At 43.1% G+C, this 26,570-nt stretch carries 32 protein-coding genes; 10 read left to right on the plus strand and 22 right to left on the minus strand.

What is annotated here, in order from left to right; all coding sequences use genetic code 11:
• From L2755_RS05800 to L2755_RS05815, 4 genes are all read right to left on the minus strand, one after another.
• Positions 1-1,632, minus strand: coding sequence for an ABC transporter permease (locus tag L2755_RS05800; RefSeq protein ID WP_248979789.1), 1,632 nt, complete (start codon positions 1,630-1,632; stop codon positions 1-3).
• A gap of 152 nt (positions 1,633-1,784) precedes the next feature.
• Positions 1,785-2,792 carry an extracellular solute-binding protein gene (locus L2755_RS05805; RefSeq protein ID WP_248979790.1) on the minus strand — a complete coding sequence of 336 codons (1,008 nt, stop codon included), beginning with the start codon at positions 2,790-2,792 and terminating at the stop codon, positions 1,785-1,787.
• A gap of 214 nt (positions 2,793-3,006) precedes the next feature.
• On the minus strand, positions 3,007-3,603 hold the full coding sequence (locus L2755_RS05810; protein WP_248979791.1) for a glutathione S-transferase: 597 nt from the start codon (positions 3,601-3,603) through the stop codon (positions 3,007-3,009).
• 10 nt (positions 3,604-3,613) lie between these two features.
• A complete protein-coding gene (locus L2755_RS05815) occupies positions 3,614-4,363 on the minus strand; it encodes a ferredoxin--NADP reductase (RefSeq protein WP_248979792.1) in 750 nt (249 codons plus the stop codon).
• 168 nt (positions 4,364-4,531) lie between these two features.
• Here L2755_RS05815 and L2755_RS05820 point away from each other — a divergent pair, with 168 nt between their 5' ends.
• Positions 4,532-5,077 (plus strand): histidine phosphatase family protein, encoded by a 546-nt coding sequence (locus tag L2755_RS05820; protein WP_248979793.1) that lies wholly within the window; start codon positions 4,532-4,534, stop codon positions 5,075-5,077.
• Positions 5,078-5,243: 166 nt separating this feature from the next.
• A complete protein-coding gene (locus L2755_RS05825; RefSeq protein ID WP_248979794.1) occupies positions 5,244-5,438 on the plus strand; it encodes a hypothetical protein in 195 nt (64 codons plus the stop codon).
• Here the strand turns inward: L2755_RS05825 and L2755_RS05830 are convergent.
• Both L2755_RS05830 and L2755_RS05835 read right to left on the minus strand, forming a co-directional pair.
• Positions 5,435-5,698, minus strand: a complete 264-nt coding sequence (locus L2755_RS05830) for a hypothetical protein (RefSeq protein ID WP_248979795.1) — start codon at positions 5,696-5,698, stop codon at positions 5,435-5,437. The genes L2755_RS05825 and L2755_RS05830 overlap by 4 nt on opposite strands.
• A 164-nt stretch (positions 5,699-5,862) precedes the next feature.
• The gene (locus L2755_RS05835) at positions 5,863-7,635 is read right to left on the minus strand and encodes an ABCB family ABC transporter ATP-binding protein/permease (RefSeq protein ID WP_248979796.1); all 1,773 of its coding nucleotides are present in this window, start codon (positions 7,633-7,635) and stop codon (positions 5,863-5,865) included.
• 301 nt (positions 7,636-7,936) lie between these two features.
• Between L2755_RS05835 and L2755_RS05840 the strand changes: the two genes are divergently transcribed.
• Positions 7,937-8,149: a hypothetical protein gene (locus L2755_RS05840; RefSeq protein WP_248979823.1), complete on the plus strand. Its 213-nt coding sequence runs from the start codon at positions 7,937-7,939 to the stop codon at positions 8,147-8,149.
• A 142-nt stretch (positions 8,150-8,291) separates the two neighbouring features.
• Here L2755_RS05840 and nrfD read toward each other — a convergent pair whose 3' ends face one another.
• From nrfD to L2755_RS05860, 4 genes are all read right to left on the minus strand, one after another.
• On the minus strand, positions 8,292-9,233 hold the full coding sequence (nrfD, locus tag L2755_RS05845) for a cytochrome c nitrite reductase subunit NrfD (protein ID WP_248979797.1): 942 nt from the start codon (positions 9,231-9,233) through the stop codon (positions 8,292-8,294).
• Positions 9,230-9,913 carry a 4Fe-4S dicluster domain-containing protein gene (locus tag L2755_RS05850; RefSeq protein WP_248979798.1) on the minus strand — a complete coding sequence of 228 codons (684 nt, stop codon included), beginning with the start codon at positions 9,911-9,913 and terminating at the stop codon, positions 9,230-9,232. The genes nrfD and L2755_RS05850 overlap by 4 nt, the downstream gene beginning before the upstream one ends.
• Before the next feature lie 11 nt (positions 9,914-9,924).
• Entirely contained in the window at positions 9,925-10,398 is a 474-nt protein-coding gene (locus tag L2755_RS05855; RefSeq protein ID WP_248979799.1) for a cytochrome c3 family protein, read from the minus strand.
• 96 nt (positions 10,399-10,494) lie between these two features.
• Positions 10,495-10,998, minus strand: a complete 504-nt coding sequence (locus L2755_RS05860; protein ID WP_248979800.1) for a DUF2726 domain-containing protein — start codon at positions 10,996-10,998, stop codon at positions 10,495-10,497.
• A 390-nt stretch (positions 10,999-11,388) separates the two neighbouring features.
• On the opposite strand from L2755_RS05860, the gene L2755_RS05865 reads away from it, so the two are divergent.
• The gene (locus tag L2755_RS05865; RefSeq protein ID WP_248979801.1) at positions 11,389-12,369 is read left to right on the plus strand and encodes a LysR family transcriptional regulator; all 981 of its coding nucleotides are present in this window, start codon (positions 11,389-11,391) and stop codon (positions 12,367-12,369) included.
• Positions 12,370-12,422: 53 nt separating this feature from the next.
• On the opposite strand, the gene L2755_RS05870 is transcribed toward L2755_RS05865, so the two are convergent.
• Positions 12,423-13,496 (minus strand): LysR family transcriptional regulator, encoded by a 1,074-nt coding sequence (locus L2755_RS05870; protein WP_248979802.1) that lies wholly within the window; start codon positions 13,494-13,496, stop codon positions 12,423-12,425.
• Positions 13,497-13,774: 278 nt separating this feature from the next.
• Positions 13,775-14,323, minus strand: a complete 549-nt coding sequence (locus L2755_RS05875) for an NADPH-dependent FMN reductase (RefSeq protein ID WP_248979803.1) — start codon at positions 14,321-14,323, stop codon at positions 13,775-13,777.
• Between the two features lie 175 nt (positions 14,324-14,498).
• Between L2755_RS05875 and L2755_RS05880 the strand changes: the two genes are divergently transcribed.
• A complete protein-coding gene (locus L2755_RS05880) occupies positions 14,499-15,395 on the plus strand; it encodes a LysR family transcriptional regulator (RefSeq protein ID WP_248979804.1) in 897 nt (298 codons plus the stop codon).
• 99 nt (positions 15,396-15,494) lie between these two features.
• On the opposite strand, the gene L2755_RS05885 is transcribed toward L2755_RS05880, so the two are convergent.
• Complete coding sequence (locus L2755_RS05885) at positions 15,495-16,265, minus strand: hypothetical protein (protein WP_248979805.1); 771 nt, start codon at positions 16,263-16,265, stop codon at positions 15,495-15,497.
• Between the two features lie 389 nt (positions 16,266-16,654).
• Here L2755_RS05885 and L2755_RS22135 point away from each other — a divergent pair, with 389 nt between their 5' ends.
• Entirely contained in the window at positions 16,655-16,789 is a 135-nt protein-coding gene (locus L2755_RS22135) for a hypothetical protein (RefSeq protein ID WP_283102733.1), read from the plus strand.
• A gap of 155 nt (positions 16,790-16,944) precedes the next feature.
• Here the strand turns inward: L2755_RS22135 and L2755_RS05890 are convergent, their stop codons facing one another.
• Positions 16,945-17,631, minus strand: coding sequence for a pseudouridine synthase (locus L2755_RS05890; protein ID WP_248979806.1), 687 nt, complete (start codon positions 17,629-17,631; stop codon positions 16,945-16,947).
• 223 nt (positions 17,632-17,854) lie between these two features.
• Here L2755_RS05890 and pyrC point away from each other — a divergent pair, with 223 nt between their 5' ends.
• Both pyrC and L2755_RS05900 read left to right on the plus strand, forming a co-directional pair.
• Positions 17,855-18,892, plus strand: a complete 1,038-nt coding sequence (gene pyrC / locus L2755_RS05895; RefSeq protein WP_248979807.1) for a dihydroorotase — start codon at positions 17,855-17,857, stop codon at positions 18,890-18,892.
• A gap of 219 nt (positions 18,893-19,111) precedes the next feature.
• Positions 19,112-19,456, plus strand: coding sequence for a DUF3718 domain-containing protein (locus tag L2755_RS05900; protein WP_248979808.1), 345 nt, complete (start codon positions 19,112-19,114; stop codon positions 19,454-19,456).
• Positions 19,457-19,509: 53 nt separating this feature from the next.
• On the opposite strand, the gene L2755_RS05905 is transcribed toward L2755_RS05900, so the two are convergent.
• Positions 19,510-20,289, minus strand: a complete 780-nt coding sequence (locus L2755_RS05905; RefSeq protein ID WP_248979809.1) for a CLCA_X family protein — start codon at positions 20,287-20,289, stop codon at positions 19,510-19,512.
• A gap of 165 nt (positions 20,290-20,454) precedes the next feature.
• On the opposite strand from L2755_RS05905, the gene ppiC reads away from it, so the two are divergent.
• Positions 20,455-20,733: a peptidylprolyl isomerase PpiC gene (gene ppiC / locus L2755_RS05910; protein ID WP_248979810.1), complete on the plus strand. Its 279-nt coding sequence runs from the start codon at positions 20,455-20,457 to the stop codon at positions 20,731-20,733.
• A gap of 122 nt (positions 20,734-20,855) precedes the next feature.
• Here ppiC and L2755_RS05915 read toward each other — a convergent pair whose 3' ends face one another.
• Positions 20,856-21,869: a TIR domain-containing protein gene (locus L2755_RS05915; protein ID WP_248979811.1), complete on the minus strand. Its 1,014-nt coding sequence runs from the start codon at positions 21,867-21,869 to the stop codon at positions 20,856-20,858.
• Positions 21,870-23,057: 1,188 nt separating this feature from the next.
• Here L2755_RS05915 and L2755_RS05920 point away from each other — a divergent pair.
• A complete protein-coding gene (locus tag L2755_RS05920; protein WP_248979812.1) occupies positions 23,058-23,501 on the plus strand; it encodes a hypothetical protein in 444 nt (147 codons plus the stop codon).
• Positions 23,502-23,637: 136 nt separating this feature from the next.
• Here L2755_RS05920 and L2755_RS05925 read toward each other — a convergent pair whose 3' ends face one another.
• The 6 genes from L2755_RS05925 to L2755_RS05950 all read right to left on the minus strand — a co-directional run bounded on the left by L2755_RS05925 (position 23,638) and on the right by L2755_RS05950 (position 26,491).
• Complete coding sequence (locus tag L2755_RS05925; RefSeq protein WP_248979813.1) at positions 23,638-23,871, minus strand: hypothetical protein; 234 nt, start codon at positions 23,869-23,871, stop codon at positions 23,638-23,640.
• Positions 23,871-24,338, minus strand: a complete 468-nt coding sequence (locus L2755_RS05930) for a nucleoside deaminase (protein ID WP_248979814.1) — start codon at positions 24,336-24,338, stop codon at positions 23,871-23,873. The genes L2755_RS05925 and L2755_RS05930 overlap by 1 nt, the downstream gene beginning before the upstream one ends.
• A gap of 102 nt (positions 24,339-24,440) precedes the next feature.
• On the minus strand, positions 24,441-24,833 hold the full coding sequence (locus L2755_RS05935) for a DMT family transporter (RefSeq protein ID WP_248979815.1): 393 nt from the start codon (positions 24,831-24,833) through the stop codon (positions 24,441-24,443).
• A 56-nt stretch (positions 24,834-24,889) separates the two neighbouring features.
• Positions 24,890-25,213 (minus strand): DMT family transporter, encoded by a 324-nt coding sequence (locus L2755_RS05940; RefSeq protein ID WP_248979816.1) that lies wholly within the window; start codon positions 25,211-25,213, stop codon positions 24,890-24,892.
• A 49-nt stretch (positions 25,214-25,262) separates the two neighbouring features.
• Entirely contained in the window at positions 25,263-25,919 is a 657-nt protein-coding gene (locus L2755_RS05945; RefSeq protein WP_248979817.1) for a DsbA family oxidoreductase, read from the minus strand.
• A gap of 23 nt (positions 25,920-25,942) precedes the next feature.
• Positions 25,943-26,491 carry a hypothetical protein gene (locus L2755_RS05950; RefSeq protein ID WP_248979818.1) on the minus strand — a complete coding sequence of 183 codons (549 nt, stop codon included), beginning with the start codon at positions 26,489-26,491 and terminating at the stop codon, positions 25,943-25,945.
• Positions 26,492-26,570 lie beyond the last annotated feature (79 nt).

The following is a 26,570-nucleotide window of genomic DNA, read 5'->3' on the forward strand; positions in this document are numbered from 1 at the left end:
TTACTTTTCTTGCTCCAAAGAACGGTTGAGGTATATCAACGGGACTAAACCCACCAACACGATAACAATCGCGGCCAAAGCGCCGTGCTCTAGCTGCTCATCTGAGACAAACTGAAATACATAAGTGGCCAAGTTTTCAAAGCCAATCGGCCTGAGTAGCAAAGCCGCAGGTAACTCTTTCATACACTCAATAAAGACCAATAGTAATCCGGCAAAAACCCCCTTCCGTAGTAACGGAATATGAACCCTAGTGAGCAAGGATTTTGGGGTTAAACCTAAGGTAACACTCGCCATATCTAAAGAGGGTGAAATACGTTTATAGCTAGTTTCAATACTGCCAATGGCAATAGCAGCAAAACGAATGCAAAAAGCACAGACAAGGATGAAGGCACTGCCAGTTAATATTAGGCCCGGCTCCTCAAAACCAAAATATTCAGCGACATCGTTAATCGCAAAATCAAGCAATGTAAAGGGTACAAGAATTCCAATGGCTAACACAGTACCAGGTAAAGCATATCCAGTTGACGCTAATCTCGAAGGCAACATATCTGCTCGCCTAGGGCTAGCTCTTCTGACAAACATTAGCAGGATCCCGATACACACACAGATGACGCTGACCAGCAGTGAAATCCATAAACTGTTAAAACTGTACTCAAAAAATTTGGCATTCCAGCTCTCGGCAAAATAGCCCCAAGCGTATTGCAGCAAAATAACGAATGGCAGCAAAAATGCTAGGGTTAATAAAGCAAAACAGTAGGCCGTTGCCGCAAACGCCCTTACACCACTCAATGAGTAACTGTCTAACTCTCCAGACGTTGATTGCTTTTGAAAAAGCTGTTGTTTTCGCCGCGCAAATCGCTCAAAACCAATCATAGCGAAGACCACTAACAGCATAATGGTCGAGATCTTAGCTGCTGCGGTTAAGCTGCCATACTCAAACCAAGTATCATAAACAGCAGTCGTTAATGTGGGGACCGCAAAATAGCTCACAGTAGCAAAGTCAGCCGCGGTTTCCATAGCAACCAGCGTGGCCCCGACCGCTAAAGCGGGTCTCGCCATCGGTAGGCTGAGTCGCCAGAAACTTTTCCAAGGACTACATCCCATAACTCGGGCTGCGTGTCCTAAGCTGGCTGACTGCTCCATAAATGCAGTGCGAGCTAGCAGATAAATATAGGGAAAAAGCACTAACGACAGCATGATTGCTGCGCCGCCTAAAGAGCGAACTTCCGGAAAGTAGTAATCATGGGGAGTTTGCCAACCAAATAGGCCGCGTAAGCTCCGTTGCACCGGGCCTGCATAATCAAATAGATCCGTGTATACATAAGCGACAACATAGGCCGGCATGGCCAGCGGCAACAGCAATGCCCATTGAAATATGTTTTGCCCAGGGAAGCGACATTTGGCCACCAGCCAGGCTGCGGGTATTGCGAGGAAAAGAGTACCTATAACCACCCAAAACATCAGCTGTAAACTGTTGCTTATATAGGTCGGTAATACGGTATCCATAAGATGACCAAAAACAGCTTCATCTGGCATTAGTGATTGCAGAATAAGCGCGATAAGCGGCATAACAATCAGCAGTGCCAATATGTAGCTCGCAACAGACCAGCGTCTAGCTAAGCCTAATATCATGATGTTAGATACCCATACCCATGAAAACAGATCCATGAAAATAAAAAACAGAACCTATCATAATGACAGGTTCTGTAAATACAACCACGAAGCATTCGCGTTACTACACTATACCGCGATTGCGTTAGCCCAACCTTAAAACCTAGCTTGTTTTAAAGATCAAACTTCACTTCATCCAGTAGCTTAATTGCAGCGCTATGGTACTCGGCAAGCTTATAGATAGGCAACTCATCAGCTTTAAACTGTCCCCAAGAAGCGACTAATTTTGATGGTTTAACGTCAGCTTTAACCGGATATTCCATGTTCACATCAGCATAGGTCTGCTGAGCTGCATCACTCGATAAAAACTCCATCAGCTCAATAGCAGCATCACTATTCTTTGTGTGCTTAGCTAGCGCCATACCAGATACGTTGATATGTGAACCACGGTTATCTTGGTTAGGGAAGTTAATCTCAACCCCGTCAGCCCAAGGCTTCTGTTTAGGGTCTTGTAGCATTTTGCCTAAGTAATAGCTGTTGCCTATGGCGATATCACACAAGCCTTCACTCACCGCTTTTACTTGAGCTCTATCATTACCTTGAGGTTTACGAGCAAGATTGGTTTTTAAACCTTGTAGCCATGTTTTGGCTTCTTGCTCGCCATGGTGCGCAATCATCGATGCGACTAAAGAAACATTGTATGGATGCTTACCACTGCGGCTGCAGATTTTACCGAGATACTTAGGATCCGCTAGTTCCTCATAGTTTATATCCAACTTACCCAGTCTTTCTTTTGAGCTATAAACGTTACGGACACGCATGGTTAATGCGTACCACATGTCATCTGGTGAACGGTATTTTTGCGGAATATTTTGCTTTAGGGTTTCGCTGCTTGCTGGGATCACCAGCTCTTTTTCAACCAACTCCATTAGACGGTAGAAATCTGATGTGAGTACAATATCGGCTTTAGATAAACGCCCTTCGCGCATCATCCGCTCAGCTATGCCTTTCTTGGAAAAAACCACATCAACTTCAATGCCCGTTTGCTTGGTAAAGTCAGTCAAAATAGGGTCAATAAGAAAAGCTTGTCGATAAGAGTAGAGCGTTAACCTTTCTGCGGCACTAACCACAGTTGCACTGCATAAAAGCCCAACCATCATTAGACTGTTGATCATTCTCATTACTCTACTCCTTTATCAATGTACCTTTAACTACCACACTAGTGATAATAATTCTCAATTGCAAAGAGGGTAATCAATCAAGGCTGGAACAGCAAGCTTTAGTGATACTTTCGACAACGAAAATACATCCAAGCTACCTTAGCAAACTCTTAATTAACATCTATTTACTAGTATTATCAACAATCAACACCGGGTAGGTACGCTGAGCAGGAAGTTACGCAGGGCGGGTAGCGACAAAGACATCAGCTTGTTGTGCATCCTTTAACCACAGGCTGAGTGCAGAGGTTACCTTTCGCCAAGGCAGATCTGGATGCCTAAAATCAATGTACTCCAATAGGCACACTAACATGATCTGTAGCGCCGTTAACTCTGCTGAAGCAATGACTCCTATTGTTTCAACCTCTTTTAAGCCTCTTAATAAAGCTTGCTCAAATCGCGATGTCCAAAATGCAGATCGTAGCCCCTCATCTTCTCGAAGCTGCTCCTGCCTAAGTGAGACAGCACTATCAAAGATGCCTTTCAGTAATGAAAAGTGACATTGCTTCGACCAGTTATTGACCATGGTGCCAAATAGCTGAGACTGACCAAATTCAGCATCTAAGTAGCGCATAATCACTTCGCTATCAAACAACGCTGAGCCATCATTAAGCTGCAAACAGGGGATCTTCGCTAATGGGTTTACTCTAAGCAGCTCTGGAGAGTTATCAAAAGGGTTGGCAATGATCTCTTCGACCCCTTTTATGTTGTGGTAACAAATAAAAACACGCACACAACGGGCATAGGGTGAAGCATCAGAGTAATACAGTTTCATCGTGGCTTCCTTACCAATATTTTTCGACCGTTATTTGCCCAGGTGCGCGGCGTAAGTTCTTAGCAAGGCCTCTATCTTTTAGTACTTGCTGTGCATCGGTGATCATTGCTGGATTGCCACAAATCATCACTTGAGATCCCTTGGCTGAAATATTGATCCCCGCTAACGCTTCTATCTCACCACTTAAAAGACCATCAGGGATCCGGCAACTTAACGCCCCATCGACAGACTCCCTTGTCACTAACAGTACTAACTCAAACTGGGAAGGATATTGAACTTCGAACGCTCTAAGTTGTTCTAAATAGGCCAAATCCTGCGCCTCACGAACACCATAGACTAAGATGACTTTCTGGTAGTTTTTCCATGGCTCTGCTGTTGCCATCATCGAAATAAAGGGACCCACTGCTGTGCCTGTCGCGAGAAACCACAGGTGCTTACCTTTATGGTCATCTTTAGGTAATTCATCAAGGGTCATAAAGCCGCTTGCTTTTGTTGCAACATCAATGACATCACCGCTAGCTAACGCTTGCAGGTTAGGAGATAACAGCCCGTCATCAACAGCAACGGCGAGAACCTCAATGTAGTCGGTCCCCGGTGGATTAACCAATGAATAAGCGCGGCCTATGCGCTTATCGTCAACAACGCGGCTTAACTTAATAAATTGGCCTGCAATAAAACTGCCGATATCAACTTTGATCTTTAATGAGAATAACTTGTCACTCCAGTCATTCCGCTCAATGACCTTACCTTCAATCCACATAGCTTGCTCCAAAATTGAGTAGTGGTTTCAGCATAAGCTTTTATTTCATATTCAGAAAGATTAATCTAATCTCAATATTTAGTGAGTAACTTTAGCCATGAAGGCTTTATAAAAAGCTAATGTTAGTGATGATGTTCATCTCCAAGAAAAACAATTAAGGACGCCCTAATGCCAAGCGTATTGAAGTCTACTATCGCCTTTATCGTATTAACTTTTCTTTTGAACAATAGTGTCTTGGCACATGAATCAACCATAACGGGTGTAGCAGACAGCAAGACTATCATCGTCGTTCGACATGCTGAAAAACTCAATGACGGCACACGTGATCCAGTGCTTAGCAACATCGGTTACCAGCAGGCGCAAACTCTTGCTGAAGCCCTATCGGCATTAACCGTCTCCCAAGCCATTGCCAGTAACTACCAAAGAACCCAGTTGACACTTAAACCACTCGCAGCGACTCAAAATATTGAGGTCACTATTGCTAGCACTAAAGATGGCATTGAAACCCATATTGCTGAAATTGTGGCACTGGTTGATAGCGTGAGCGGCAATAGCGTTATTGCAGGTCACTCCAATACTGTGCCATTGATCATAAAAGCCTTAGGAGGGCCGCAAATTGACGCCTTAGATGAGTCAAGTTATGGCGGGCTCTATCAATTAACAATCACCCCATCCGCTGAGGTTGAATTTCAGGTATCTCACTTTGGTCAATGAGTTTGAGCGATAACCCACTCTGAACAAAGCTGCTAGATTTATGCCTATTTCCTGGATGATTAAGCTAGATTTGCAGAATATTTAGTAAATAAGTATTAGCTCAGGTAGGATGTAACTCTACGCAGCGTTAAACTAAATAATAATCTTTTACCTATGGGGCAGAGCAATGGATGACAAAAATACCCCTTCAGAAAACAAGGGATTATCGATAAGTTGCAATAGCTGTCAACGAATGACAGTCATTGAAGGTGAGTATGTCTGCTTTAGAGAGGGCGAGATCATCAGCTTACAACCGATGAAAACACCGTCTCAGAAGAATTTACTTTGTGATGGCTGGAAAATTGGTAAGCTCAACTACTAGGCTGTTAGCATACCAGCATAGTCACGAGCAGAAAATTTCGGCTCATATAGCAGTCCTTTAAGAGGATCTACCGGACTCGCTTTTGCAAGACTCAAACTTCGAGTAGTGACTCGCATACCGGCACACAATTCAAAATAAACCACTTCAAGCTCATCTTTGTCTAGGCCACGCTTTTTGAGCGTCGCCATAATGGCAAGCCAGTCAGTGTTAACCTTACTGTCTTGCCCTTCGATGTGTACCAGTAGAGGTATGTTCTTCATAGTGGCCTTCTCAGCGTAATCATGATGTTAATATGCAGTGATTATAGTCATACAAGTCTGAACCTAGGCTGAATTTTATACAGTCTTTGCTTGAAATCACTTTCCAAAACAGTGACATCATCGATACCAATCAATTACACAGTGAAAACTGATATAAATTGCAGTTACTCTTGTTGAATGCGCCACAGTTTGGAGTACAAACCACCCGCTTGCAATAAACTGCTATGAGTCCCCGTTTCCACCACTCGACCTTTACTCAACACCAATATTTGGTCAGCATCCACAACGGTCGATAAGCGGTGTGCTATCACTAAACTAGTATGGCCTTTAGCCACCTCTTTCAATGCCGTTAAAATGGCTTGCTCTGAGTGGCTATCCAATGAAGAGGTCGCTTCATCAAACACGATGATCGGTGAACGCTTCAAAATCGCTCTCGCTATCGCGACTCGCTGTTTTTCTCCACCCGATAGTTTCAAACCTCGTTCACCCACACGCGTATCACCGCCTTCGGGTAGACTGTTAATAAAATCACTTAAGTGCGCCATTTTAATTGCAGTCGCAATCTCTTCATCAGTTGCTGATGGGCGACCATAGCGTACGTTTTCAATCAAAGTATCATTAAACAGCACGGTGTCTTGTGGCACGATTGCAATGGCTTGCCGCAGAGTATCTTGGCTCAATTGACGAATGTCTTGCCCATCAATGCGAATACAACCAGAAACCACATCATAAAACCTAAACAACAGCTTAACGATGGTCGATTTACCCGCGCCGCTATCGCCCACTATCGCGACTTTTTGCCCTGACTTTATTGCAAAGCTAACATCATCGAGAATATTACGGCTATCGTAACTAAAACTGACATTCTCAAATGAAACCACCCCCTGAGTCAGTTGCTCAGTGTTGGCATTGTCGATGTCTTCAATCATTGGCTCTTTGTCTAGCAAACTAAACATGCGCTCAATATTCGCAAATGCACCGCGGATCTCTCGGTAAACAAAACCTAAAAAATTAAGCGGTATAAAGAGCTGCATCATAAAGGCATTAATCAGTACAAAGTCACCAATGCTCATTGCACCTTGCGCCACATCCGTCGCCGCCATTGCCAGCATAAATGTCATCGCAATAGAGATGATACAAGCCTGCCCTGCGTTCAGCGCAAATAACGACAAACGATTCTTTCGTTTCGCCTCTTCCCAGTCTGCCAGTGCACTGTCATAACGATTAGCTTCATACTGCTCATTATTAAAATACTTCACCGTTTCATAATTCAATAAGCTATCGACGGCGCGCGTACTCGAAACCGAATCCGCTTTAGCCGCATCTCTAACATAGCCAGTACGCCACTCTGTTGCCACCACAGAATAGGCACCATAAGCGATGACCGACAGTAGCGTGACGGCCGCATAGCCAATACCATAGTTGTAGAAAAGGATGCCGACCACCAGCACGATTTCCAATAATGTTGGCACGATATTAAACACCATAAAGCGCATTAAAAAACTAACACCGCTAGTGCCTCGCTCGATGTCTCGTGACAGGCCACCGGTGCGCCTTTCCAAATGAAATGCCATATCGAGTCGATGTAGGTGCTCAAACACCGCAATGCCTAACCGCCGAATGGCACGTTCGGTGACTCGCCCAAACAGAGTATCTCGAACCTCGGAGATAATGGTATTGAGTAATCGCAGACAACCATAAGCAACAACCAATCCAATCGGCACGGCGAGTAACTCCGCCCCCCCTTTTAATGTTAAGCCATCGACTAATGCTTTAAGGACAAAGGGCAAACTAACACTCGCCGCTTTTGCCACCACTAAACACAGCAGCGCTATGCCAACCCGTTGCTTAAATTCAAGCAAATATGGCCATAGCAGTTTGATGACATGCCAGTTGAGCTTACCGATAGGACCGTCGAAATATAGAGAGGGGCGCATGATCACTTCCAAAAATTAAAAAACGCTAAAACAGGTGAGAGGTAACGCGATTTCATCCCGACATAAAAGCGATAAACTCAGCCACATTTGTAAAAAAAATGTAAAATCACCCTTGAAACATACTGACAAAAAGTACTACTTTAGACCTACGTAGGTGATATCTTTGGTCGCATAAGGTATTTGCCCGTATATTTTCTCATAGTCTTGCATAAAACAGTGCAAATCCTGTTACTCCAGAGTAAAGAATTTGCTACTCTCTTTTATGCAATTTTAAGAGTGAACGGGATCAAGGGCGTCATAAATGCTCGATTCAAGTCAACTATCAAAGGATGCAAAAATGTTGGATTCATCCAATCAAAAATATCCACCTTTACCACTCATCCAAACATGGATATGGATGATGACCCAATCTGAAACCCCTGAAATCCAAGAAAAAGGTCAAAGCAACCTTATTGCTTCCTTTGGCAGTTTAGCCAAAGCAAATGAGTATCTTATAAAGCAAAATCAACAATAATTAAATTTGTTACTGATTAAGCTTTTATAGTACATAGATTTATAATACATACATTAAGGCTGCTCACATGAAGTGAACAGCCTTTTTTATCGCTATATTTTTAACATAAGCCTTCTAGTCTTACATTATTATCATGTTATCACTAGACTGCGGTCATCTGCCCAGTGTAGAGAATGAAGTTTCGCAGTAGCAATACCCCTATCAAACTGAAGCTTGCCGTTACGGCAACATAGGCAAATTTTCTGTCCGACGACACTTTCATCCACAAATTAAACGCCAATGGCAGGGTTAATCCAACTCCAACCACCCCAGCCCAGAAAATCCAGCCCCAAAAGCCCTCTCCAATTGCCTTCATGGCAGCAACCTGGCTTTGACCACCGGATAAAATAAGCCCAGCAAAAAAAGTAAACAATAACGCGATCTCGACTAAGATCATCGGGATCTCAATGCGATGTATGAACCGCACCTCAACGCCGTTGGGATTACCACGCATTAATACGCCGCCAAGTAATGTCGCCGCCGCACCAGAAGATAAACCTGAAATGAGGAATAACAGTGGTAACACAGGATTATTCAACAGCGGGAAACCAATCAGTGCCGACAGTAAGAACCCAGTATAAGCACCCAGTGATAACGACAAAATGACCAGTACACCGGTGATCACATCTTCATGTCGAGCCAACTGTGCCAATAGTTTGCTTAGTAATGGCAATCGCTGTTTTAACCACTGCTGTATGGGGGTACTAAACACGCTACCAAGCCAGGCGAATAGCATCACTTGATATACCAGTAGCACCAGCACACCCATCGACATCACTGATGAGGTGTTATAAAACACCAAGATCTTCCAGAACGCTAATGGCTTAGTTAGGTCAATAACCAAGATCCCTAAACCCGCACATACTGCTATAGGCGCAATCACAGCTGCAGCCTGCACAAAAGGCGACAAATAGGCTTTATCCGCTAACTTAAAGTGCTTAAGCATAATGGCAAAAAATACCGCGCCTGCCGATAAGCCTGCTAAAAACAGGTAAATAGCGATTGGCCAATGCCAAACTAATCCATCAAAATGAAATGCACTCATAGCACTATCTCCCCATCAATCGTTCGCACATGGAATAGCTTTGGTCGAGTCCCTAAATCTACTTTATCTCGATAAGTGGGTTTAGATTTGAGTGTTTTCACTAATGCAGAAGCTGGATCTTTTAAGTTTCCAAACACCAGTGCATTTGTTGGGCATGCCAACACGCAAGCGGGCAGCAAACCTTCACTTAATTGAGTTTGTTGACAGAAATCGCATTTATCGGCCACTCTGGTCTCAGGGTTGATAAAGCGTATTTGATATGGACAAGCGGCAATACAGTATTGGCAGCCCACACAGCGATCTTCATTAACTGCAACAATACCCGTTTCTTCATCAATATAAGCCGCGCCAGTCGGGCATACCTTGACACAAGGTGCCGCTTCGCAGTGTTGGCAAGAGTGCCTACTAAAGCGATAACTTTGATTGGGATATTCACCAAAGGGTCCGCTGCGCTCAATGTTGACCCGAGTCACTCCATCAGGAACATTATTCACTTTACGGCAAGCGTCTTCACAGGCATTACACCCTATACAAAGGTTTTCATCATGCACCATGGCATACTTGAGTTCACTGACCTGCTCGGCAGTATTAGCCTGTGGGGGCTGGGTCACCGTATAGACCGACATCCCAGCAATAACACCACCACAGCCTTTAAGAAAACGTCTCTTTGAATTGTCCACAGTACATCTCCTTATATATCAGTTAGATGACATTTTGCGCATGACTGGCTCAGCTCCGAGCCTAACAGTAGCAATGCCGGATCCATTTCAGGATGTAACTGATGACATTGGCCGCAAGAAACACCTTTGGCATGCACATTATGCGTCCAGTTAGCCACTGCGAGTAGTTGATGATCATGACAAGCTAAGCATTGCTCTGCCTGTGTTTTGACAGGGGTGTCACTCTTAGCACCAAAGGTAATAATTGCAGTGCCTTTTCGAGGGTGTTTACCTTTTTCACCATGGCAATCTTCACAGGTTAGCGCCAGCCCCTCATTGGCATGCAACCCCAACATTTGCCCATTGCGTTTATGGCACTTTAAACAAGCACTATCGGCTATTGTCTTTGTCTCTTTGGCAAAAGAGTGACTTGGAAAACTCACCCACAGTAAAACAAACCAAACAATATAGAGCAAAACAACGCCGTAACGGTTAGTAATCGACATCACAAAACCTTACACCGACAGGTGAATACAAAAGCATTTAGGAGAGTGAGCGCCAAACTGCATATTTGGCGCTAGGCTGGATTCAGTTGGGCTATGTTATGCGGCGAGAGCCATCTTTATCAACGCTTCATCGCAGCGCTTATTCTTATCTAACTTGATGAATTGCACACCAATATAGTCTAAACACTTCTCGACAAATTTAACCTGCTCAGGCGAGCTTTCATCGGTATTGCTAATCACCAACTTTACAGAAGAGGATTCATTGTCGACAACAACATAATCAAGGTGACAATGCTCCATGAAATCTTGAACCTCTTCGTGATCCCTAACCGAGTCGTCAATATCAACTACATTGACTAATGACGCACCATATAGGACATCGTAACGCGTGCTCGCAATCACTTTAAGACTTTTTAAAAAGTGCATAGACTCTTTATCGAGTAGGTGTGGTTTAATGCTAATTTCAGCCCCGACCATCTCCACTTCACTTGATTTAAAAAACTTAATACAGGTCATCACAAAAGTCACGATGACAAGAGGAACAATCAGGAATAAAACGAAGTACATAAAAGCATAACTAAATATTACGGTGGCGTTCATGATAAACCTCCAATGGTTTTACTTTACTTATTTAACCTTCGATATAATTATTACTCTGCTAAACAACACTTAGCAATAGATATAAAAATCAATTTATATAATTTAAAGCAGAGTCACAACATCAATTACCGACGTTAACAATTACAGATAATCAGAAAATAGATATTAGGTTATCGAAATATAGAAACCTATAAATGATATTTACAAGCAAACCAATAAACAGAATAACAACAATGACTTACAAAGCGACATTCTATACTTGCTAGTTATTTCAAAATATAGACGCAAGCTGTGAAAAAGTTTAATATATTTACTTCAATTATTGTTTTACCGCAAGCAATATTTAATATACTGTTATTTTGAAGATTAGAATTTGCAGGGGTATTCAACATGAAAAATATAACTCTTGATAATCTAGACATGCTCAGCATTAACATATTAGTCAACTTATACGAAGAGCACTCTGCAACTTTTGTTGCAAAAAAGATGAATATACCAGCACCGAAAGTAAGCCGATGCTTACAAAATGCGAGAGCAATATTTAATAACCCGCTTTTTATTCGAAAGAAGCATGGTTTAATCCCCAATGAATTTACCCAGCAGCTCTATCCCATCGCTAAAGAACTACTGCAGTGCTCCGAACATCTGCAGCAACTATCCGTGCGCAGCAATAACTTGAGCAGTAGTGAAATTAATATCTATGCCAGTGATATGCTAATACAACACCTTCCACAACAGTTAAGCAGTGCGATCAATCAGTCAGATCTACCGATAAGCTATAAGCTGCACACTCAATCGATTAATGTTTGTAATGATATCAAAAGTGGCGTCATTGATGTCGCCATACTCACGGAATCAAATCAGCAGTTATTGCAGTTTTATGCTGATGCCTTGGATATCGTACCGTTGCAAAAACTCAACCATATCTATCTCGTATGCGATCTACACCATCCCATTTTAAAACAAGAGTTGGATATCGATACCATAGCGAGCTACCCCTACGTTACTGCGTATAACCTAGCAACCCCCACCTCAGTTGATCCCTTCATATTCTACTGCCAGCAGCATCATATCCACTGCCGACTTGCTGATATAGATAACGTTAAGGTCGGTGCTGGTTTCCATGACTTATACTCACTGCTGGCAGATAGCGACAGCCTCGCGCTACTGCCTTACAGTAAAATATATGAGCAAAGTAACTTACTACCTGGGCTACACGTTTGCTGTCTATCAGAGATGGAAACCAACCGACTCTATTTATCGCAGTCTCGTCCAACACTCTATCTCGTGAGAGCGAAAGGCAGCCATTCAGACAATTTTAATCGCCTAACCCAGGCTCTTAGTCAAATCGTGACCCGTAGCATGCATTAATATGACTTAGCCAGAATAGCTTTCTATTCTGGCAAGTTATTCAGGAAGGGAGATTAGGCAGTGCATTCACTGGCCACTATACACGTTCGCTGCTGACAGTCAGGATCGCACTCAAGTGCGGTACACGATTTATGAGTACAACATGTGGTGATAGGTTCTGGAGGGCTGATTGAGGTGGTGATGTTTTCGTAATGACGTTGCATCTCCACTAATTTGTCACCTAATAAATTTCTTAAACAGTTAACCATCGAAGGGAGTACACTTTGATGGCAGTGCAGATAATAACTGTCGCTGGTTAATTCAGGTGTATTACGCCAGTCATCTGAAATATCGATAAAATCAACATCCTTCCTGTTTTCAAAATAATAGTAAGACATGGCAGATACCAAAACCCCCACGTCATCCGTCATGCTGACATGATCAACAACCATACGAACGCTCGGACACTTAAGCGCGACTTTAATATCGACATCCTTAGCTTGCGCATACTCCTCAATACGGTGCATCTGATGGCCCTGCAGGTTAGAGTTTACCAGCGCAATTTTATAATCCAAGAGATCGGTAAGAGGTTGCGAAGATTTGAGGATTGGGTGACCAGTTCTGGCAACAATGAAGAAGTGAGTTATATCGCCAATCTTGCTGTCATTCACCATAGCGTGGTTAACGGGCTCAATAGAGATAGAGCAATCTATTTTGCCTTGGCATAAGCGCTGACTGACGGTTTCAGACCAGGGCTGCACATTGACATAAACTCCACCACCCACACAGCGACATGATTGCTGAATACAATTAAGCACCATTAATGACCAATGCTCATTTGCCGCAAACGTTAACTCATAGGCGGCCTCTTTCTTGACTAATGTCGTGTCGATAATCTTATCAAACTGCTGCAATATTGTTTGTACCATTGGGGTTATTTTCAAGGCGACCTGATTCGGTTCAAAGCCGTATTTCTGCCTTATAAACAGCTCATCCCCCAAGACGTCTCGCAAGGTTGTTAGCGCACGACTCACCTTTGATTGGGTCGTTGTTAGCTTTTCGGCGACAGCACTGCCATTTTTTAGCTCTACTAAACCGATAAATACCTGCAAAGTGAAATAATCAAGCCGACTGACTGGTTTCAACATTAATCTGTCCTTTTGCTAACGATTGCTATAGAAACGCAAACCCTTTGCCATTGGGTATTTTCGATACAAGTCATCTGTAGTCAAAACCAATATATGAATTGCAACAACCCTTTTAACACCTCAATAAGACCAATACCGAGCGCTTCGTCACATTGTAATGTGACGCTAAGGTTTTTTATTTATCAATGAGTATTATAGAAAACGTTGCAGTATCAGCCATAAGAGCAACGACAAAAAAGCCTGACGTTCAAATCAGGCTTTATTTAACTCCATTAACTTTAACCGACATCTGCAAGCATATCGTCTGTAAGCCCTGCTAATGCAGCCACTAATGCTGTTTTTAGCTGTGGATTTCTCAGTTCCTGCTTTTCCATATCAAAGTTATCAAAAAAGCTTGGGATAGAAAGCGAGCCTTTCACATCGGCAGCAAAATACGGCGCCGAGCCAGAGGCTGCTGCCAGCACTGTCGATGCCCCGCCAGGTCCAGGTGAGGCCGCAAGCAATACCATAGGAGTATTCTGGAACACCTTCATGTCTATGCGTGAAGTCCAGTCGAACAGGTTCTTATATGCTGCTGTGTATGAACCGTTATGTTCAGCAAAAGAGATAATAATGGCGTCGGCTTCACCTAACTTAGCAAAAAACTGTTGTGCAAGCGCTGGCTGACCTAACAGCTCCTCCCTATCTTGGCTGAAAATAGGCATTTCATAATCATTAATATCCAATATTTCAACCTCTGCCCCTTCGACTAAAGAGGCGGCATAAGTGGCAAGCTGCTTGTTAATTGACTTACTGCTGTTACTGGCTGCGAAGGCTAATAGTTTCATATTCTGACTCTCTATTTTGTTAACTCTGCAGTTAAGCCTGCAGCAGATGTTGCTGTAAATTGTCGGAGAATTGATTAGCAACAAGGCTAAGTTCTGAGCGACAACCCGATAGAGATAAGTGTATATTAGAACTCAAATGTAATTAATAACCTCAAAAGATAAAAACTATTTCCATATGACTATTAATAAGCTATTTGATGGCGTTGTGGTATTTGCTCAAGTCGTCAAGAGTGGCGGCTTCTCAGCGGCGGCCGAAGCCATGGGCCACTCAACCTCCTATATAAGTAAAGAGGTTAATAAGCTAGAGGCTCGCCTCGGCGTTAGACTGCTCAACCGAACCACTCGCTCTATCGGTTTGACCCCCGAGGGAGACGCTTATTATCAACAATGTCAGCAATTAATCAGCGATGCAGAACTGGCAGTAGGCTTAATCACTCAACATGATGTCAGCCCTAGAGGAGTATTGAAACTAAGCTGCCCTGTTGGCTTTGCGCAAAATCACCTTAAGCCTATTATTTCTGAATATCTACAGCGCTACCCTAACGTGAGCTTAGAGCTAGATTTAAGCGATAAGCGTACTGATGTCATTGCCGATGGTTACGACCTTGCGATTCGCGCATCGTCACAGCTTGATGAATCTAGCCTTATTTGTCGTAAGATTTATAGCTGTAAAGCCTATACCGTGGCCTCAAAAGAGTATATTTCACGTCATGGAAAACCTTACCATCCGCGCGAATTAACCAATCATAATGGCATCTGTTATTCCAATATGAAAATGCCTAGCCGCTGGGACTATGTTGATAACGAGGGTAAATCCTTCTTTGTTGATGTACGTCCCAAGATCCTCTGTAACAATGGCCAGATGCAAATTGCACTGGTACTAGAAGGTCATGGCGTGGCAAGGTTACCCAGCTTTTATATGCAAGCAGAGCTGCAAAACAATCAACTAGAAGTGCTGTTTGATAACTTCCCAGCCGTCAACGTTGATGTATTTGTGATCTATCCCAGTAGAAAACACCTGTCGCCAAAGGTAAGAGCCTTTATCGATCTTGCCGCCGAGCGCTTGGGCTAGGGCTAGGGCCAGCCTAAAGCCAAGTTACAGTTACAGTTACAAAAATAAAGCCGCATAAGCGGCTTTATCAACTAACTATCTTGCTAGTATTTATCTGAATCATTTATCTTGAATCGATAGCTCTTCCACTAACCGATATACTGTATAAGTCGTCGAATGAAAATTCTCAGACCAGGCTTTTAATGCAGCGCCCGCTTTAGCGTCATCACCCATATGGGCTGCTAATGCTTGGGAGAATGACTTGTCAGGAGGCGTCATCTCAGCGTAATTCTTATAAGGGATCACTAAGCTAAGGCCACCTTTACCACCAATGGAGTCCGCCCATGACCAAAAGAAAGGCCACTTCATCGCTTTAGCGTTATCACTTAGTAGCTTCTTACCCTCTGCTATCGATTTAACACTGCCCATTTTCGCTTTATAATTTGTCACGGCAAAATATTTAAAGTCTTTAGTGTCATCCGGCCAATGGCTGTTTTTCGCATCGATACGGCTATAAAAGTGCTCATAATGGCCAAGATATTGCGCTACGTTTGCATACCAATCATCCAGTATCTTGTTATCGGCCTGCCATTGTAAATAGCCATCAACGTCTTTCCATTTCGTGCAGCAGTAACGAATAATGTAACGATCCATGCCAGTGCCTATCGCAGGTCGATAGACTTTCCATGCTCTTGGATCACCTTTACTAGCACGAAACTGAATGTGTTTTATAAACGCTGTTTCAAATGCAGCTTGTTGGCCTGCATTAGGCACCATAACCCAAACATCCGCGAGTGAGTCTGGCTTATGATGAGCAGCATTAGCCACGTTCAATAAGGCCAGCATCAAAATACAGCTGTATGTGAATGTTTTGAATAGATTTTTTTTCATTTCAATAATCCTTTCAGTGAGTGAGTCGCAATCACGTCAACATTAAAGCTAGAGAAAATACACTGGAGAGAATAGTACGTTAGTAGTATGCCAACATAATCACGCATAAAGCCTAGCAACTATTACTCAATTTGCGAGATCTGGACCGACTAATTCGAGGTTAACGCTGGTTTTAGTGATGATAAATGCTGGATCAGCCAGCAATGATTCACTCCTCTTTAGCAGCTCCTCAACAGATCATCAGCAGCGAATGAACCACACCGCTAAAACCAAGCGGCGATAATGTTTGTTAGCTCACAAAACCTTGAAGTCGCTAGCAGGACTGAGTGTTCGCTAATATAGAACTAAAATAATAATTGGACTAAGCCCATGCTAAAAAAATATTAGCAATGAGCGCTGTAACGATTGTTTATGTAGAGCACAGTGACGTCGTTGAAGATGCACGTTTACAAGCGACAAATATTAACTTTGTCAAAATAGACGGTTATAAAGACTTCTTCAGGCAGAAAAAAAAACCTCGCTGAACGATTATTCGCGATGTACTGCACTGGGTGGAATAACCTCAAAACGCTTATGCCTATAGAGAAAAGCTTTCCAAAACGGTATTTTTCATATGCCTTTTCAATCTACGACCTCAATTCATTAATAGCGCAGAGGCTTACTATAACGTTATAGGCTATTACAGAAAATCGGCCACTTCTTGGGGCGTAAGGTAGCGCCACAGTCCAAGTTCAACATCCAACGTTAAGCTGCCGATTTGTTCTCGATGCAGGCCATTGACTCGGTTGCCAACGGCGGCAAACATGCGCTTAACTTGGTGATACCTGCCTTCGGTGATTGTCAGCAATACTTCATTTTTAGTCACCAGTTTAAGCTGTGCGGGAGCGGTCAGTTGTGATTCATTTTGCAGTTGAACACCGGCTAAAAACTTAGCGGCGACATCATCGTCAATAGGATCGCGTAAAGTTACCCTATAGGTTTTTGGACATTGTTTTTCAGGTCTAATGATCTCAAATGACCAACGACCGTCATCGGTCAGTAGCACTAAGCCTGAAGTGTCAGCGTCTAAGCGGCCGACAATATGCAGATCTTCCGCTCTCTCTATATCAATGCAATGAAACAGACTGGGGTAGTCGCCATCGACATTTGAGCTCAAGGTATTGAGTGGCTTATGCAGCATAATATAGCGTGATGGCCGTGCGACTAATCGCTCTCCCTGCCAGACAACGCTGTTGTTTTCATGCACTTGAAATCTAGATTCGGTAATGGTCTGTTCATTAACGCTTACCGCGCCTAGCTCTATACACTCAGTGGCAGCTGCACGAGTTAGTTCAGTACTTTTACACAAAAACTTATCAAGACGCATACAGATAAAAATTCTTCTTTATAAATGAAATAGGAGACTAACAGTCATCAGTAAAATAAGTAACTGTAAAACTGATTTCGAATAGGCCGTAATAACAGCTTAGCACGAGGTTATCTTTACTCTGCAGCTATTAAGCAGGGGCGATTTCAGGCACAATATAGCTCGCAAAAATAGCATATAAGAAAACACCTAATACATTGTCGTAAACGCTTAGGAACTCTACATGACGCAGCTTACCCTACTGACACCAGACGATTGGCACCTTCATTTCCGTGATGGAGACATGTTGCTAGAAACCGTACCTGCAACAGCAAGATTATTTAATCGCGCTATCGTGATGCCAAATCTTTTACCTCCGATCACAGATGCAAAGCTTGCCATTGCATATCGAGAGCGTATTTTAGCTGCTCGCCCAGCAGGTTCAAATTTTGAACCATTAATGACGATTTTCCTAACCAACAATACGACAGAACAAGACATCATCGATGCTAAAGCGGCGGGTGTTGTTGCTGCAAAGTTATACCCAGCTGGCGCGACGACCAACTCCGAGGCAGCGGTAAAAGCATTAGATTCACTATTCCCAATTTTTGAAGCCATGGAAAAACATGGCCTATTGCTGCTGGTCCATGGTGAAGTGACCGAATCACATATCGATATTTTCGACCGTGAAGCACTCTTCATTGAGCGCTACTTATCACGTATTGTTGCTGCCTTCCCAAGTTTAAAAGTGGTGTTTGAACATATCACCACTAAAGAGGCTGCTGACTTTGTGATGTCTGCGGCAGATAACGTTGCTGCCACCATTACCCCACAGCATTTATTGCTTAACCGTAATGATCTGCTAGTTGGTGGTATCCGTCCGCACAACTTCTGTCTACCGGTACTGAAACGCAGCACTCACCAAGAGGCGCTACGCGCAGCGGTTGCTACGGGCTCAAGTAAGTTCTTCTTGGGTACAGACTCGGCGCCACACGAAAAGTACCGCAAAGAATCAGCATGTGGTTGCGCTGGTTGCTATAGCGCTTGGAGTGCATTGGAGCTATACGCTCAGGTGTTTGACGACCTAGGTGTACTCGATAAGCTAGAGGGGTTTGCCAGTATCCATGGCCCAGATTTTTACGGTCTGCCGCGCAACAGCAGTACCGTGACGCTGGTAAAAGAAACTTGGACAGTACCCTCAGAGATAGTCCTGCCAAACGGTAATCCAATCGTACCTTTCTTCGCCGGCGAAGAGATCAACTGGAAAGTAAAAACAGTCTAACCTCCAAAGAGTTAATATGAAAAGCCCGCTGATTGCGGGCTTTTTTATGTTCAGTCAAAAGTCATACTCCGCGACAACATCAGTGAAACATACTCAGCTAAAGACAGATTAATACTATTGGCGTACAGCCTCACTCCTTGGTATCGGTTTTAATCCCGAGATTGCAAACCGCACACGTTTGGTTTGCGTCATTAGGTCACTTAAATTTCAGGAGAAAACATGAACAAGGGAATCGTACTAGTAGGGCTGTGCTTATCCTCATTAGTGTTTGGTGCATCGGCAGCCATGCACCCGACGATGGAAAACAGTCTTATTGCAGTCTGTAAAGCAGCAACACAAGATAACTTGTATAAGTTTAATCGCACCATAAAAGAATACAGAATCAATAAAAAAAATGTCTTCCCAAATTTAGTTTGTAATGGCCAACAATTTCATGATTTTGCATTGGCACAAGGTTCAACAAAAGTAGCTAATAAAATTGCGCGCTACACTAGCGCTATCAATCTAGAACAAGCCATAGCATCAAAGAGGACAGCTGATAACAACTATTCTGTCACGTTTTAACTACATTTTTGCTAAAGGCTGTTACGGCCTTTAGCGCCTCTCATACTTCAATGCTACTCTTTCGCCAATGCCTCACCCAGCGGTTCAAAATACTCTATCAAGGCTTTAAAAATGTGCTGTCGATGCTCAATGCTTGGGTAACCACCCGCATCAAAAAGTGCTGACTTTAATGTTTCATCCACCAGATACGGGTTACTAATATCGTCATAGGATTCGATACAAGACTCGAAAGCGCGCGCCATTAATTCGGTCGGCTTGGAAAAATATTGCGTACCATGTTGCTTATCGAGCGCAATAGCGCGGCTAACATACTCATGTCCATCTTCACCATTATCACTGAGCATACTCACTTCAAACACGCGCTCTAGGCGCAGGTTTAGCGGATGAGCAATAGGTTTAACGTCTGCTATCCAACTATGGCTGGCAAAAGAGATCCTGTTCGGTGAAGTATGAAACGATTTTGGGGCGATATAGTGATCAAATGCGTGCCAAAACTCATGGGCAAGCGCCCCTGCTCCCGCATTTTTAGCCAATGCCAGTTCGCGTCTATCTGGCGCATAATGCGCCTGCACTCCTTTTTGTCCACCACTACCAAATGCCAAATTGAGTGTCTGTCTAAGCCCCAGTGCTTTAGGTGGCAGCTTTAAGATAAAAGCCAGATCTGCAAGAGAGTCAAAAATCAAGTTGGCCGCTTTATCTCGCTCAGCATTTTCGACCCACTTACCTAAGCGGATATGCCCTAAGCCAAACACCTCTTTGACATCAACAAAACTGACTTGCTCGTCAAAACGGTAATCTGGACCAATGCGGCTGTAATTGCGGCTTTTTAACACTAATAATCTCTACTTTTTAACAGGCGCTCTAAATTCAACGTCTAGTATAAAACGATATCGCCGTGCCTATACCAATTATGTATCAACTTATCATCCGCCCTAGCCTAGCCTTTAGATTAAACGTTATAATCAGCCTATTAATTTCATCATGACATAGGCCTAAACATGGCAAAAACGGCAGCTGCACTGCACATTTTGGTTAAGCACAAAGAGCTTGCTGAAGATATTATTAAGCAATTGAACAAAGGCGTTAAATTTGACGTGCTTGCTAAGAAGCACTCAAGCTGTCCGTCGGGCAAAAAAGGCGGTAGTTTAGGCGAGTTTAAAAGAGGTCAAATGGTGCCGCAATTCGATAAAGTCTGCTTCAGCGGCGAATTGATCACCCCGCATCTAGTGAAAACTAAATTCGGCTGGCATGTGATTAAGGTGCTTTACAGGACATAATGAACACGCCCTCTCATTCTAACTTTGATGAAAGGGCGAATAAACTTTCTACAAGAAAAAATGTATCATTTATCATTAAAATCTGTCATCAGAAGTCTCGATTTGAGCACCTTGAAGTGGAGTTATAAGTGGTTTAAATCGACTTTCAAGCCAGCTTGTTTCATTTCTTTAGCTAAATCGAATCTCCAAGCTCCAGCATAAGGGATATAGACAACACCACCAATATCACCCTGAATCTCAACATCATCTTTAACTAAAGCTGCAACGTTCTCACGACCTAGCAAACCAATGAAATAACCATGTTCAAAAACTACATTTTGTCTTGCTCTTTTATTTAGTTCACCAGTGCCACTTTTGCGTCCTTCATCACAAGCTGTATACAGAATAATGGCATATTTAACTTTGCTATTTTGTTCTAGCTTTTCAATAATCGTTTTGCCACCACTATGTTGATCTTTAAGAATAATAGGATCTAAATCGAGTCTACGGATTAAGTTCTCTGTTTCAGACAATAAGTGTTCATCATGACCATGAACGATAAAGACCTTTTCTTTGCTTGGTGCTGAAGTATTTGTCATGGGCTGGTTTTGTGTTGTAGTAGCTGTTCGTTTATGTAGATCCCAAGCCGATGGTGTTTCCGTCGCTGAAGGCTGTGCCTGTTTTGTTGGTGTATATAACGTTCTTGATTGTGCAGTCTGTGCTTGTCTTGGGGCTATATATACCCCTTTTTGCCCTCTATTGAAAGGGTTCACAGATTGTTGAGTTTGGGGAGGTACAGCAACCCCCGTTGAATTAATGAGCCTGCTCGCTACTTCAAGCGCACTTAGGCGTAAATTATAAAGTTTTTCGCCTGCTTTATGTGAACAATTGCGTATTTCAAGATCAGTATCATTTTCATCAATTAGTCCAAGTATCACTTGACCAATGAACTCATCATCCTGCTGATTAAATAGAGAACGAAGCCTCTTTGCTTTTGAGCCGCCCATATCACTATACTTGTCATTGTAAATTTCAATATCAATATCAAATTGTTCAAAGAAATCAGCAAAAGTACGATTACTATAATGGAGCACATAACCTGTATCCATTTCGAAATATGTTTCTATTACTCGTTGGTCTTTTACATCTAGTGGCATGTGATACTCCATTGAAAGCTATACTTAATGTATGGTCAAGGAGTATCAACATCAAGTGCTTACTTGAAAAACAACGAGTTGGTTCGCATTTGATTTTATTAAACGTGAAATAAAACTAAGATTTTGTATCGGACTTAGGTTCTAGGTTCCGCAAAAACGCCGTTGTTTCTTTATTGAATCAAGGGCGTTTTTTATTTTCAGTTAACCAGATTTTGAAGGGGCGGAAACTTAGCCTTGCATTTCAAGTCTGTAAATCAAATACTTAACTCCAAGCCTGTTATAACTCAGTGTAATTATATTCACCGCAGATAGTTACCACGACTTTTATCTGAAGTTAACTCGCTTATGCCCATTCCTATTTAGTCTACATATTGAAGCTATCAAGCTGAGCATTCTTATTTATAAAAAGAAAGGTTGTGGTGCTTCGCCCATTCTTGTAATCAAGAGTAGAGGCTTATCTAATTTAAAAGCTCTTATTGGTAACTCAAATGCTGAGAGTTTGCGCTTTTATAACCCAGTGTAGGTGCGTCCGTGGCCATCCATGATCTGGTGATAGATAACAACGTTATCAAGCTTACGAGCGAGAGGCATGGATGCCGAACTGGCTTTTTAGCATGGATGCAATTTGTCATGGTCGAGCTTCCAGGACCAATTCTGTTCCATACAGAATTTGGCATTTCCTCCGTCCTTGGAGGTCAGACGGACTTGCAGCGTGTCACGGACGTATCTGCACATACGTCGACCGCAGGTCATTGGAACCACTTCTGGCTGAAGATAGCTCACATCTGCCCCAAAACGGTTTAGCTCTATCAGCTATTGTTTTTCCAAATCCAAATCGAAGTCAAAGTCAAAGTCGTGGTGCTTCGCCCATTCTTGTAATCAAGAGTAGAGCCAAGGGGGAAAGCACTTAATCATTTTCTGCCATTAAACATCAGCAGACTAAAATATTCGTTGTGAATAAATCCCATTAACAGCATCTAACAGATGCTACTTGTTTGCGCGGCAGCAGACCCTGTATTTAATTAATTGATCATTTTAGTTGTGATATCGAGGCGCTAATCTAAACTGACTCTGCGAGTTTAAAGGAATAGACGAAGCTTTCTCTAGTGACTGAGAAGATGCAGCAATCTATGCAATGTATCGCACTTAGACAAACATTAGTGAATACAATCAAGGAGAACAATTCATATGTCTTTAACACACACAAGATCCCTAGCATTTAGCGCAACGCAAGATTCACAGTCAAAACCTAATACATCTTTTATGTGGAATGTGTCTACGAAAACCGATGGTTCCCTCAAGGTTGAGGTCAATTTTGGGGTAGATGAAGATGTTTCTGGATCAGGAAGGAAAAGCGACAGTATTACTATCGGGATCACAAAAGACAGTGAGGATCCCGTTTCAATAAGTGGTGGTACAGCAAAGGGTGATGTCAAAATATCTGGGTATGTGCAGGCAATATGGGGTGGTTCTAGTTCCTGGATTGTTTTATTCACTAATGGTTCAGAAAGTAAGTCTTCTGATGGACACATGCTTAGAGGTGGTTTTGTTAATATTTATCAGTGTCTTGCTAGTGGGACAAGTGACGCCGTTAACGGGATAATCGTTGGAGCAAGTATTCCTTCATTATAAAATTGGTTCCCATATGCCCAACACCACTCTACCTCCCATATCCGCACAGGTCTGTATGGCGGCAAGAGGTAGAGCGGTGCTGGGATCTTCGATGGTGACATTCTTATCGTTGTTCGCCATGAGTATGACAAATTATCTATCGTGGGAGGATTTTCTCGTCCATTTCTCCACCGCCACGCATAGCAGAGAAAAAGGTGCGATTACCGTGAATGGATATCTTGTCCATAGCCATCGCTGCTAACTCGGCTTTAGGGCCAACGTCAGCATGTGGTACAACAACCCCTAAACGTATGGCCCTGCTCCAACCATCAGGCTTAAAAAGATTTTTCACATTTTTTGAACAGCTGGGCATACTCATTAACTCATTCATTAGAAGTTCCTTTTTCTTTGGAATAGTTTGAAGGGTTCAAGTGCCCCTGCGGTAGCAAATTTACTCATATGCATTGGCCACTGCTGTGGAAATCCAGCCAACATTTTGTAGGTTGCACGGTAGTCGAATCCTGATTCTGCAGCTTCGTTACTATCGGCAGCAAACACGACTTCGGTGATACCAGCATATAGCGCATTGAGGTAGCACATGCCGCAGGGCTCTCCCGAGGCTAGAAGTGTCATTCCACGGAGGTTAGAGGAGTTAACATTACGACATGCATCTCGTATCGCCTCAACCTCCGCATGCGCTGTTGGATCATTATTTTCCATAACGCGGTTGACACCTCGACCTAGGATATGACCCTTATCATCGACGACGAAAGAGGTAAATGGTATGCCTCCTTGGTGAACGTGCTCTGTAGAATAGGTCACCACTTCTTGCATGAGTTGTTCGATATTGGTGGGCATAAGTCCCTCCTAAAGTTTCTATTTTGGCCAGTGTCTAACGCCACTTATAAGTGGCGTTAGACACTAGCCGCTTGCTATTGTTATCTGCTTAGTTCTATAGGTTTAGCTTGATGTTAAGCCCTGTTCGCTCGTTGGTATATTCTCGATACTCGCCAGCTTTAACCAGATCACCCCGACAATGATGACTCCCAACCAAAAGACCTGCAGCAGGGTTAAAGTCTGCTCAAAAATGATGCTGCCAAATGCAGCTGAGCCAATGGCGCCTATCCCTGCCCATACGGCATAACCTATTCCGACATTGATTGTTTTCAGCGCGACGCTGAGGGCATACAAAGTGAGTAGAAAGAACACAATGGCTGAGACTGACCAACTGAGAACGCTAAACGCCTCACTACCTGCCACACTGAGCGCATAACCAATTTCAAAAACACCTGCGAGTAACAACATTACCCATGCATTCCTTGTGCTCTTAACTCTTTCTAATTCATTCATCATTACTTTTCCTTTATGTTTATATTTAAATCTTTAATGAGATATGCTTCAGTGGCTAGCTAGGCTGCACCGCTGAGCCTGAGGCCGATAACGCCCCCAATAACAAGTGCTATTCCAGAGAACTTTTTCCAATTTAGTTTCTCCCCAAAAAACACGACTCCCATAATGACGATCCCTACCCCGGCAGCGGAGGTCCAGATCGAATAGCCCACACCGACGTCAAACGTGAGCAGAGCGAGACTTAAGAAATAGGTCGCTATTGCACCACTCAATAATGTGGCGGCAGTCCACCCTGGTCGGGTAAACCCTTTCGCATTTCCTGCAGAAATAGCAACTGTCACTTCGAAAACTACTGCGATGCTAAGGTATATCCAGCTAAGCATATGTATTACTCCAATTAATTTTTTATGATTGATTATCTGATCAGGGTGATCAGGGTGTGATTTTTTGCCCTTCTTTCTTCAACAAGAAATTATTGCGTTTGGTATTACTTTCTGTTTGCTCAAGTGCGTCGATGGCGTTTAACAGTTCAGACGGAGTAGGCACGCCAGTAAAGGTTTTCTGACCGACAACAATTGTCGGTACTGACGAGATTTGTGCATCTTCAACAGCATGGCGTTGGGCTTTAAGATGAGAAGCGCTATAGATCCCCTCTTCTAGCGCGCTTAGAACGGCATTTCGTTCAAGGCCAATGTCAGCAGCTAAATCCGCCAATATTTCAGGATCACCAATGTCCTTTTCTTTTTGGAAAAATGCCTTCATTACACTCATCGTAAAAGCATGTCCTAGCCCCTGTTCTTCAGCCATAGCAAATACCTGAAAAGCCTTGTCAGTTCTAGGCTGAGGAGATATGTTGGGCAACTTAATCGGCACCCCTAGTCTTGCTGCCATCGGGTATACCGAGCTTTGCCAAATATCAGGTAGATATGAGTCTTCCATGCGGAGGGTGGGCACTGGGTGAGGGCGTAGTTCAAACGGTCGCCAGCGGATCGTTATCTCCTTATCCTTGATGACCTCTGCGATTACATGCTCTGCCAATAGGCAGTAAGGGCAGACGTAATCCGTGTAGATTGTTATTGTCTTATTCATCGTTATCTCCAGTAAACATGCTGTTAAGCGAGGTCTCTTTCTTTGAGGATCCGAGGGACTCTTCCTGCCTCGGTCACCATTTTGGAATGATAGGTATTGACGAGATTAATGATTTGCGAAAAACCTGGAGTAGTGAACGTTTCGGGGGTATCAAGATAATTCATTACTCTTTTATCACTATAAGGCTGGGATATTGCGTTGGTATAGCCATCGAATTCTAGAGGTTCAAAACCGTAAAGTTGACACAATAATTTATTGAATACCGGCGACACCTGTAGCCAAGTACCATCGATATTCACTTCGTTGTACCAATGGAGAAATACCTCCCCTCCGATGAGATCCCGTAGTCCTAGCGCCAACATTAGCGCAAGAGTGGGGACGGTTTTGTACGCTGTCACGGCTATGGGGGCATTTGATGGAAGAGAAAACCTAGCTAGCTCCTTATTGGTTTTATTGACTAAATCCCAAAGTTGGCGATACCTCCATTCATCTTTATCGGCTATCACCGCGATTTTTTCTGGACATTGAACTGCAGTATTGGCGAGTGCAGAAAACAGCTTAGGTAGTTTCATTATTTCCTCATCCATGTAAGAAGACACTCATTAGCTTTCGAATGAATATTATGTTTCTTTTAAAACATTGTCAATATGC

The organism is Shewanella abyssi, from assembly GCF_023284025.1.
Taxonomy (GTDB): Bacteria; Pseudomonadota; Gammaproteobacteria; order Enterobacterales; family Shewanellaceae; genus Shewanella; species Shewanella abyssi.

Bases quoted from the DNA above. Each gene is read 5' to 3' on its own strand.
- L2755_RS05800 (WP_248979789.1), bottom strand. From the start codon at position 1,632: ATGATATTAGGCTTAGCTAGACGCTGGTCTGTTGCGAGCTACATATTG.
- L2755_RS05805 (WP_248979790.1), bottom strand. From the start codon at position 2,792: ATGAGAATGATCAACAGTCTAATGATGGTTGGGCTTTTATGCAGTGCA.
- L2755_RS05810 (WP_248979791.1), bottom strand. From the start codon at position 3,603: ATGAAACTGTATTACTCTGATGCTTCACCCTATGCCCGTTGTGTGCGT.
- L2755_RS05815 (WP_248979792.1), bottom strand. From the start codon at position 4,363: ATGTGGATTGAAGGTAAGGTCATTGAGCGGAATGACTGGAGTGACAAG.
- L2755_RS05820 (WP_248979793.1), top strand. From the start codon at position 4,532: ATGCCAAGCGTATTGAAGTCTACTATCGCCTTTATCGTATTAACTTTT.
- L2755_RS05825 (WP_248979794.1), top strand. From the start codon at position 5,244: ATGGATGACAAAAATACCCCTTCAGAAAACAAGGGATTATCGATAAGT.
- L2755_RS05830 (WP_248979795.1), bottom strand. From the start codon at position 5,698: ATGAAGAACATACCTCTACTGGTACACATCGAAGGGCAAGACAGTAAG.
- L2755_RS05835 (WP_248979796.1), bottom strand. From the start codon at position 7,635: ATGCGCCCCTCTCTATATTTCGACGGTCCTATCGGTAAGCTCAACTGG.
- L2755_RS05840 (WP_248979823.1), top strand. From the start codon at position 7,937: ATGCTCGATTCAAGTCAACTATCAAAGGATGCAAAAATGTTGGATTCA.
- nrfD (WP_248979797.1), bottom strand. From the start codon at position 9,233: ATGAGTGCATTTCATTTTGATGGATTAGTTTGGCATTGGCCAATCGCT.
- L2755_RS05855 (WP_248979799.1), bottom strand. From the start codon at position 10,398: ATGTCGATTACTAACCGTTACGGCGTTGTTTTGCTCTATATTGTTTGG.
- L2755_RS05860 (WP_248979800.1), bottom strand. From the start codon at position 10,998: ATGAACGCCACCGTAATATTTAGTTATGCTTTTATGTACTTCGTTTTA.
- L2755_RS05865 (WP_248979801.1), top strand. From the start codon at position 11,389: ATGAAAAATATAACTCTTGATAATCTAGACATGCTCAGCATTAACATA.
- L2755_RS05870 (WP_248979802.1), bottom strand. From the start codon at position 13,496: ATGTTGAAACCAGTCAGTCGGCTTGATTATTTCACTTTGCAGGTATTT.
- L2755_RS05875 (WP_248979803.1), bottom strand. From the start codon at position 14,323: ATGAAACTATTAGCCTTCGCAGCCAGTAACAGCAGTAAGTCAATTAAC.
- L2755_RS05880 (WP_248979804.1), top strand. From the start codon at position 14,499: ATGACTATTAATAAGCTATTTGATGGCGTTGTGGTATTTGCTCAAGTC.
- L2755_RS05885 (WP_248979805.1), bottom strand. From the start codon at position 16,265: ATGAAAAAAAATCTATTCAAAACATTCACATACAGCTGTATTTTGATG.
- L2755_RS22135 (WP_283102733.1), top strand. From the start codon at position 16,655: ATGAGCGCTGTAACGATTGTTTATGTAGAGCACAGTGACGTCGTTGAA.
- L2755_RS05890 (WP_248979806.1), bottom strand. From the start codon at position 17,631: ATGCGTCTTGATAAGTTTTTGTGTAAAAGTACTGAACTAACTCGTGCA.
- pyrC (WP_248979807.1), top strand. From the start codon at position 17,855: ATGACGCAGCTTACCCTACTGACACCAGACGATTGGCACCTTCATTTC.
- L2755_RS05900 (WP_248979808.1), top strand. From the start codon at position 19,112: ATGAACAAGGGAATCGTACTAGTAGGGCTGTGCTTATCCTCATTAGTG.
- ppiC (WP_248979810.1), top strand. From the start codon at position 20,455: ATGGCAAAAACGGCAGCTGCACTGCACATTTTGGTTAAGCACAAAGAG.
- L2755_RS05915 (WP_248979811.1), bottom strand. From the start codon at position 21,869: ATGCCACTAGATGTAAAAGACCAACGAGTAATAGAAACATATTTCGAA.
- L2755_RS05920 (WP_248979812.1), top strand. From the start codon at position 23,058: ATGTCTTTAACACACACAAGATCCCTAGCATTTAGCGCAACGCAAGAT.
- L2755_RS05925 (WP_248979813.1), bottom strand. From the start codon at position 23,871: ATGAATGAGTTAATGAGTATGCCCAGCTGTTCAAAAAATGTGAAAAAT.
- L2755_RS05930 (WP_248979814.1), bottom strand. From the start codon at position 24,338: ATGCCCACCAATATCGAACAACTCATGCAAGAAGTGGTGACCTATTCT.
- L2755_RS05935 (WP_248979815.1), bottom strand. From the start codon at position 24,833: ATGATGAATGAATTAGAAAGAGTTAAGAGCACAAGGAATGCATGGGTA.
- L2755_RS05940 (WP_248979816.1), bottom strand. From the start codon at position 25,213: ATGCTTAGCTGGATATACCTTAGCATCGCAGTAGTTTTCGAAGTGACA.
- L2755_RS05945 (WP_248979817.1), bottom strand. From the start codon at position 25,919: ATGAATAAGACAATAACAATCTACACGGATTACGTCTGCCCTTACTGC.
- L2755_RS05950 (WP_248979818.1), bottom strand. From the start codon at position 26,491: ATGAAACTACCTAAGCTGTTTTCTGCACTCGCCAATACTGCAGTTCAA.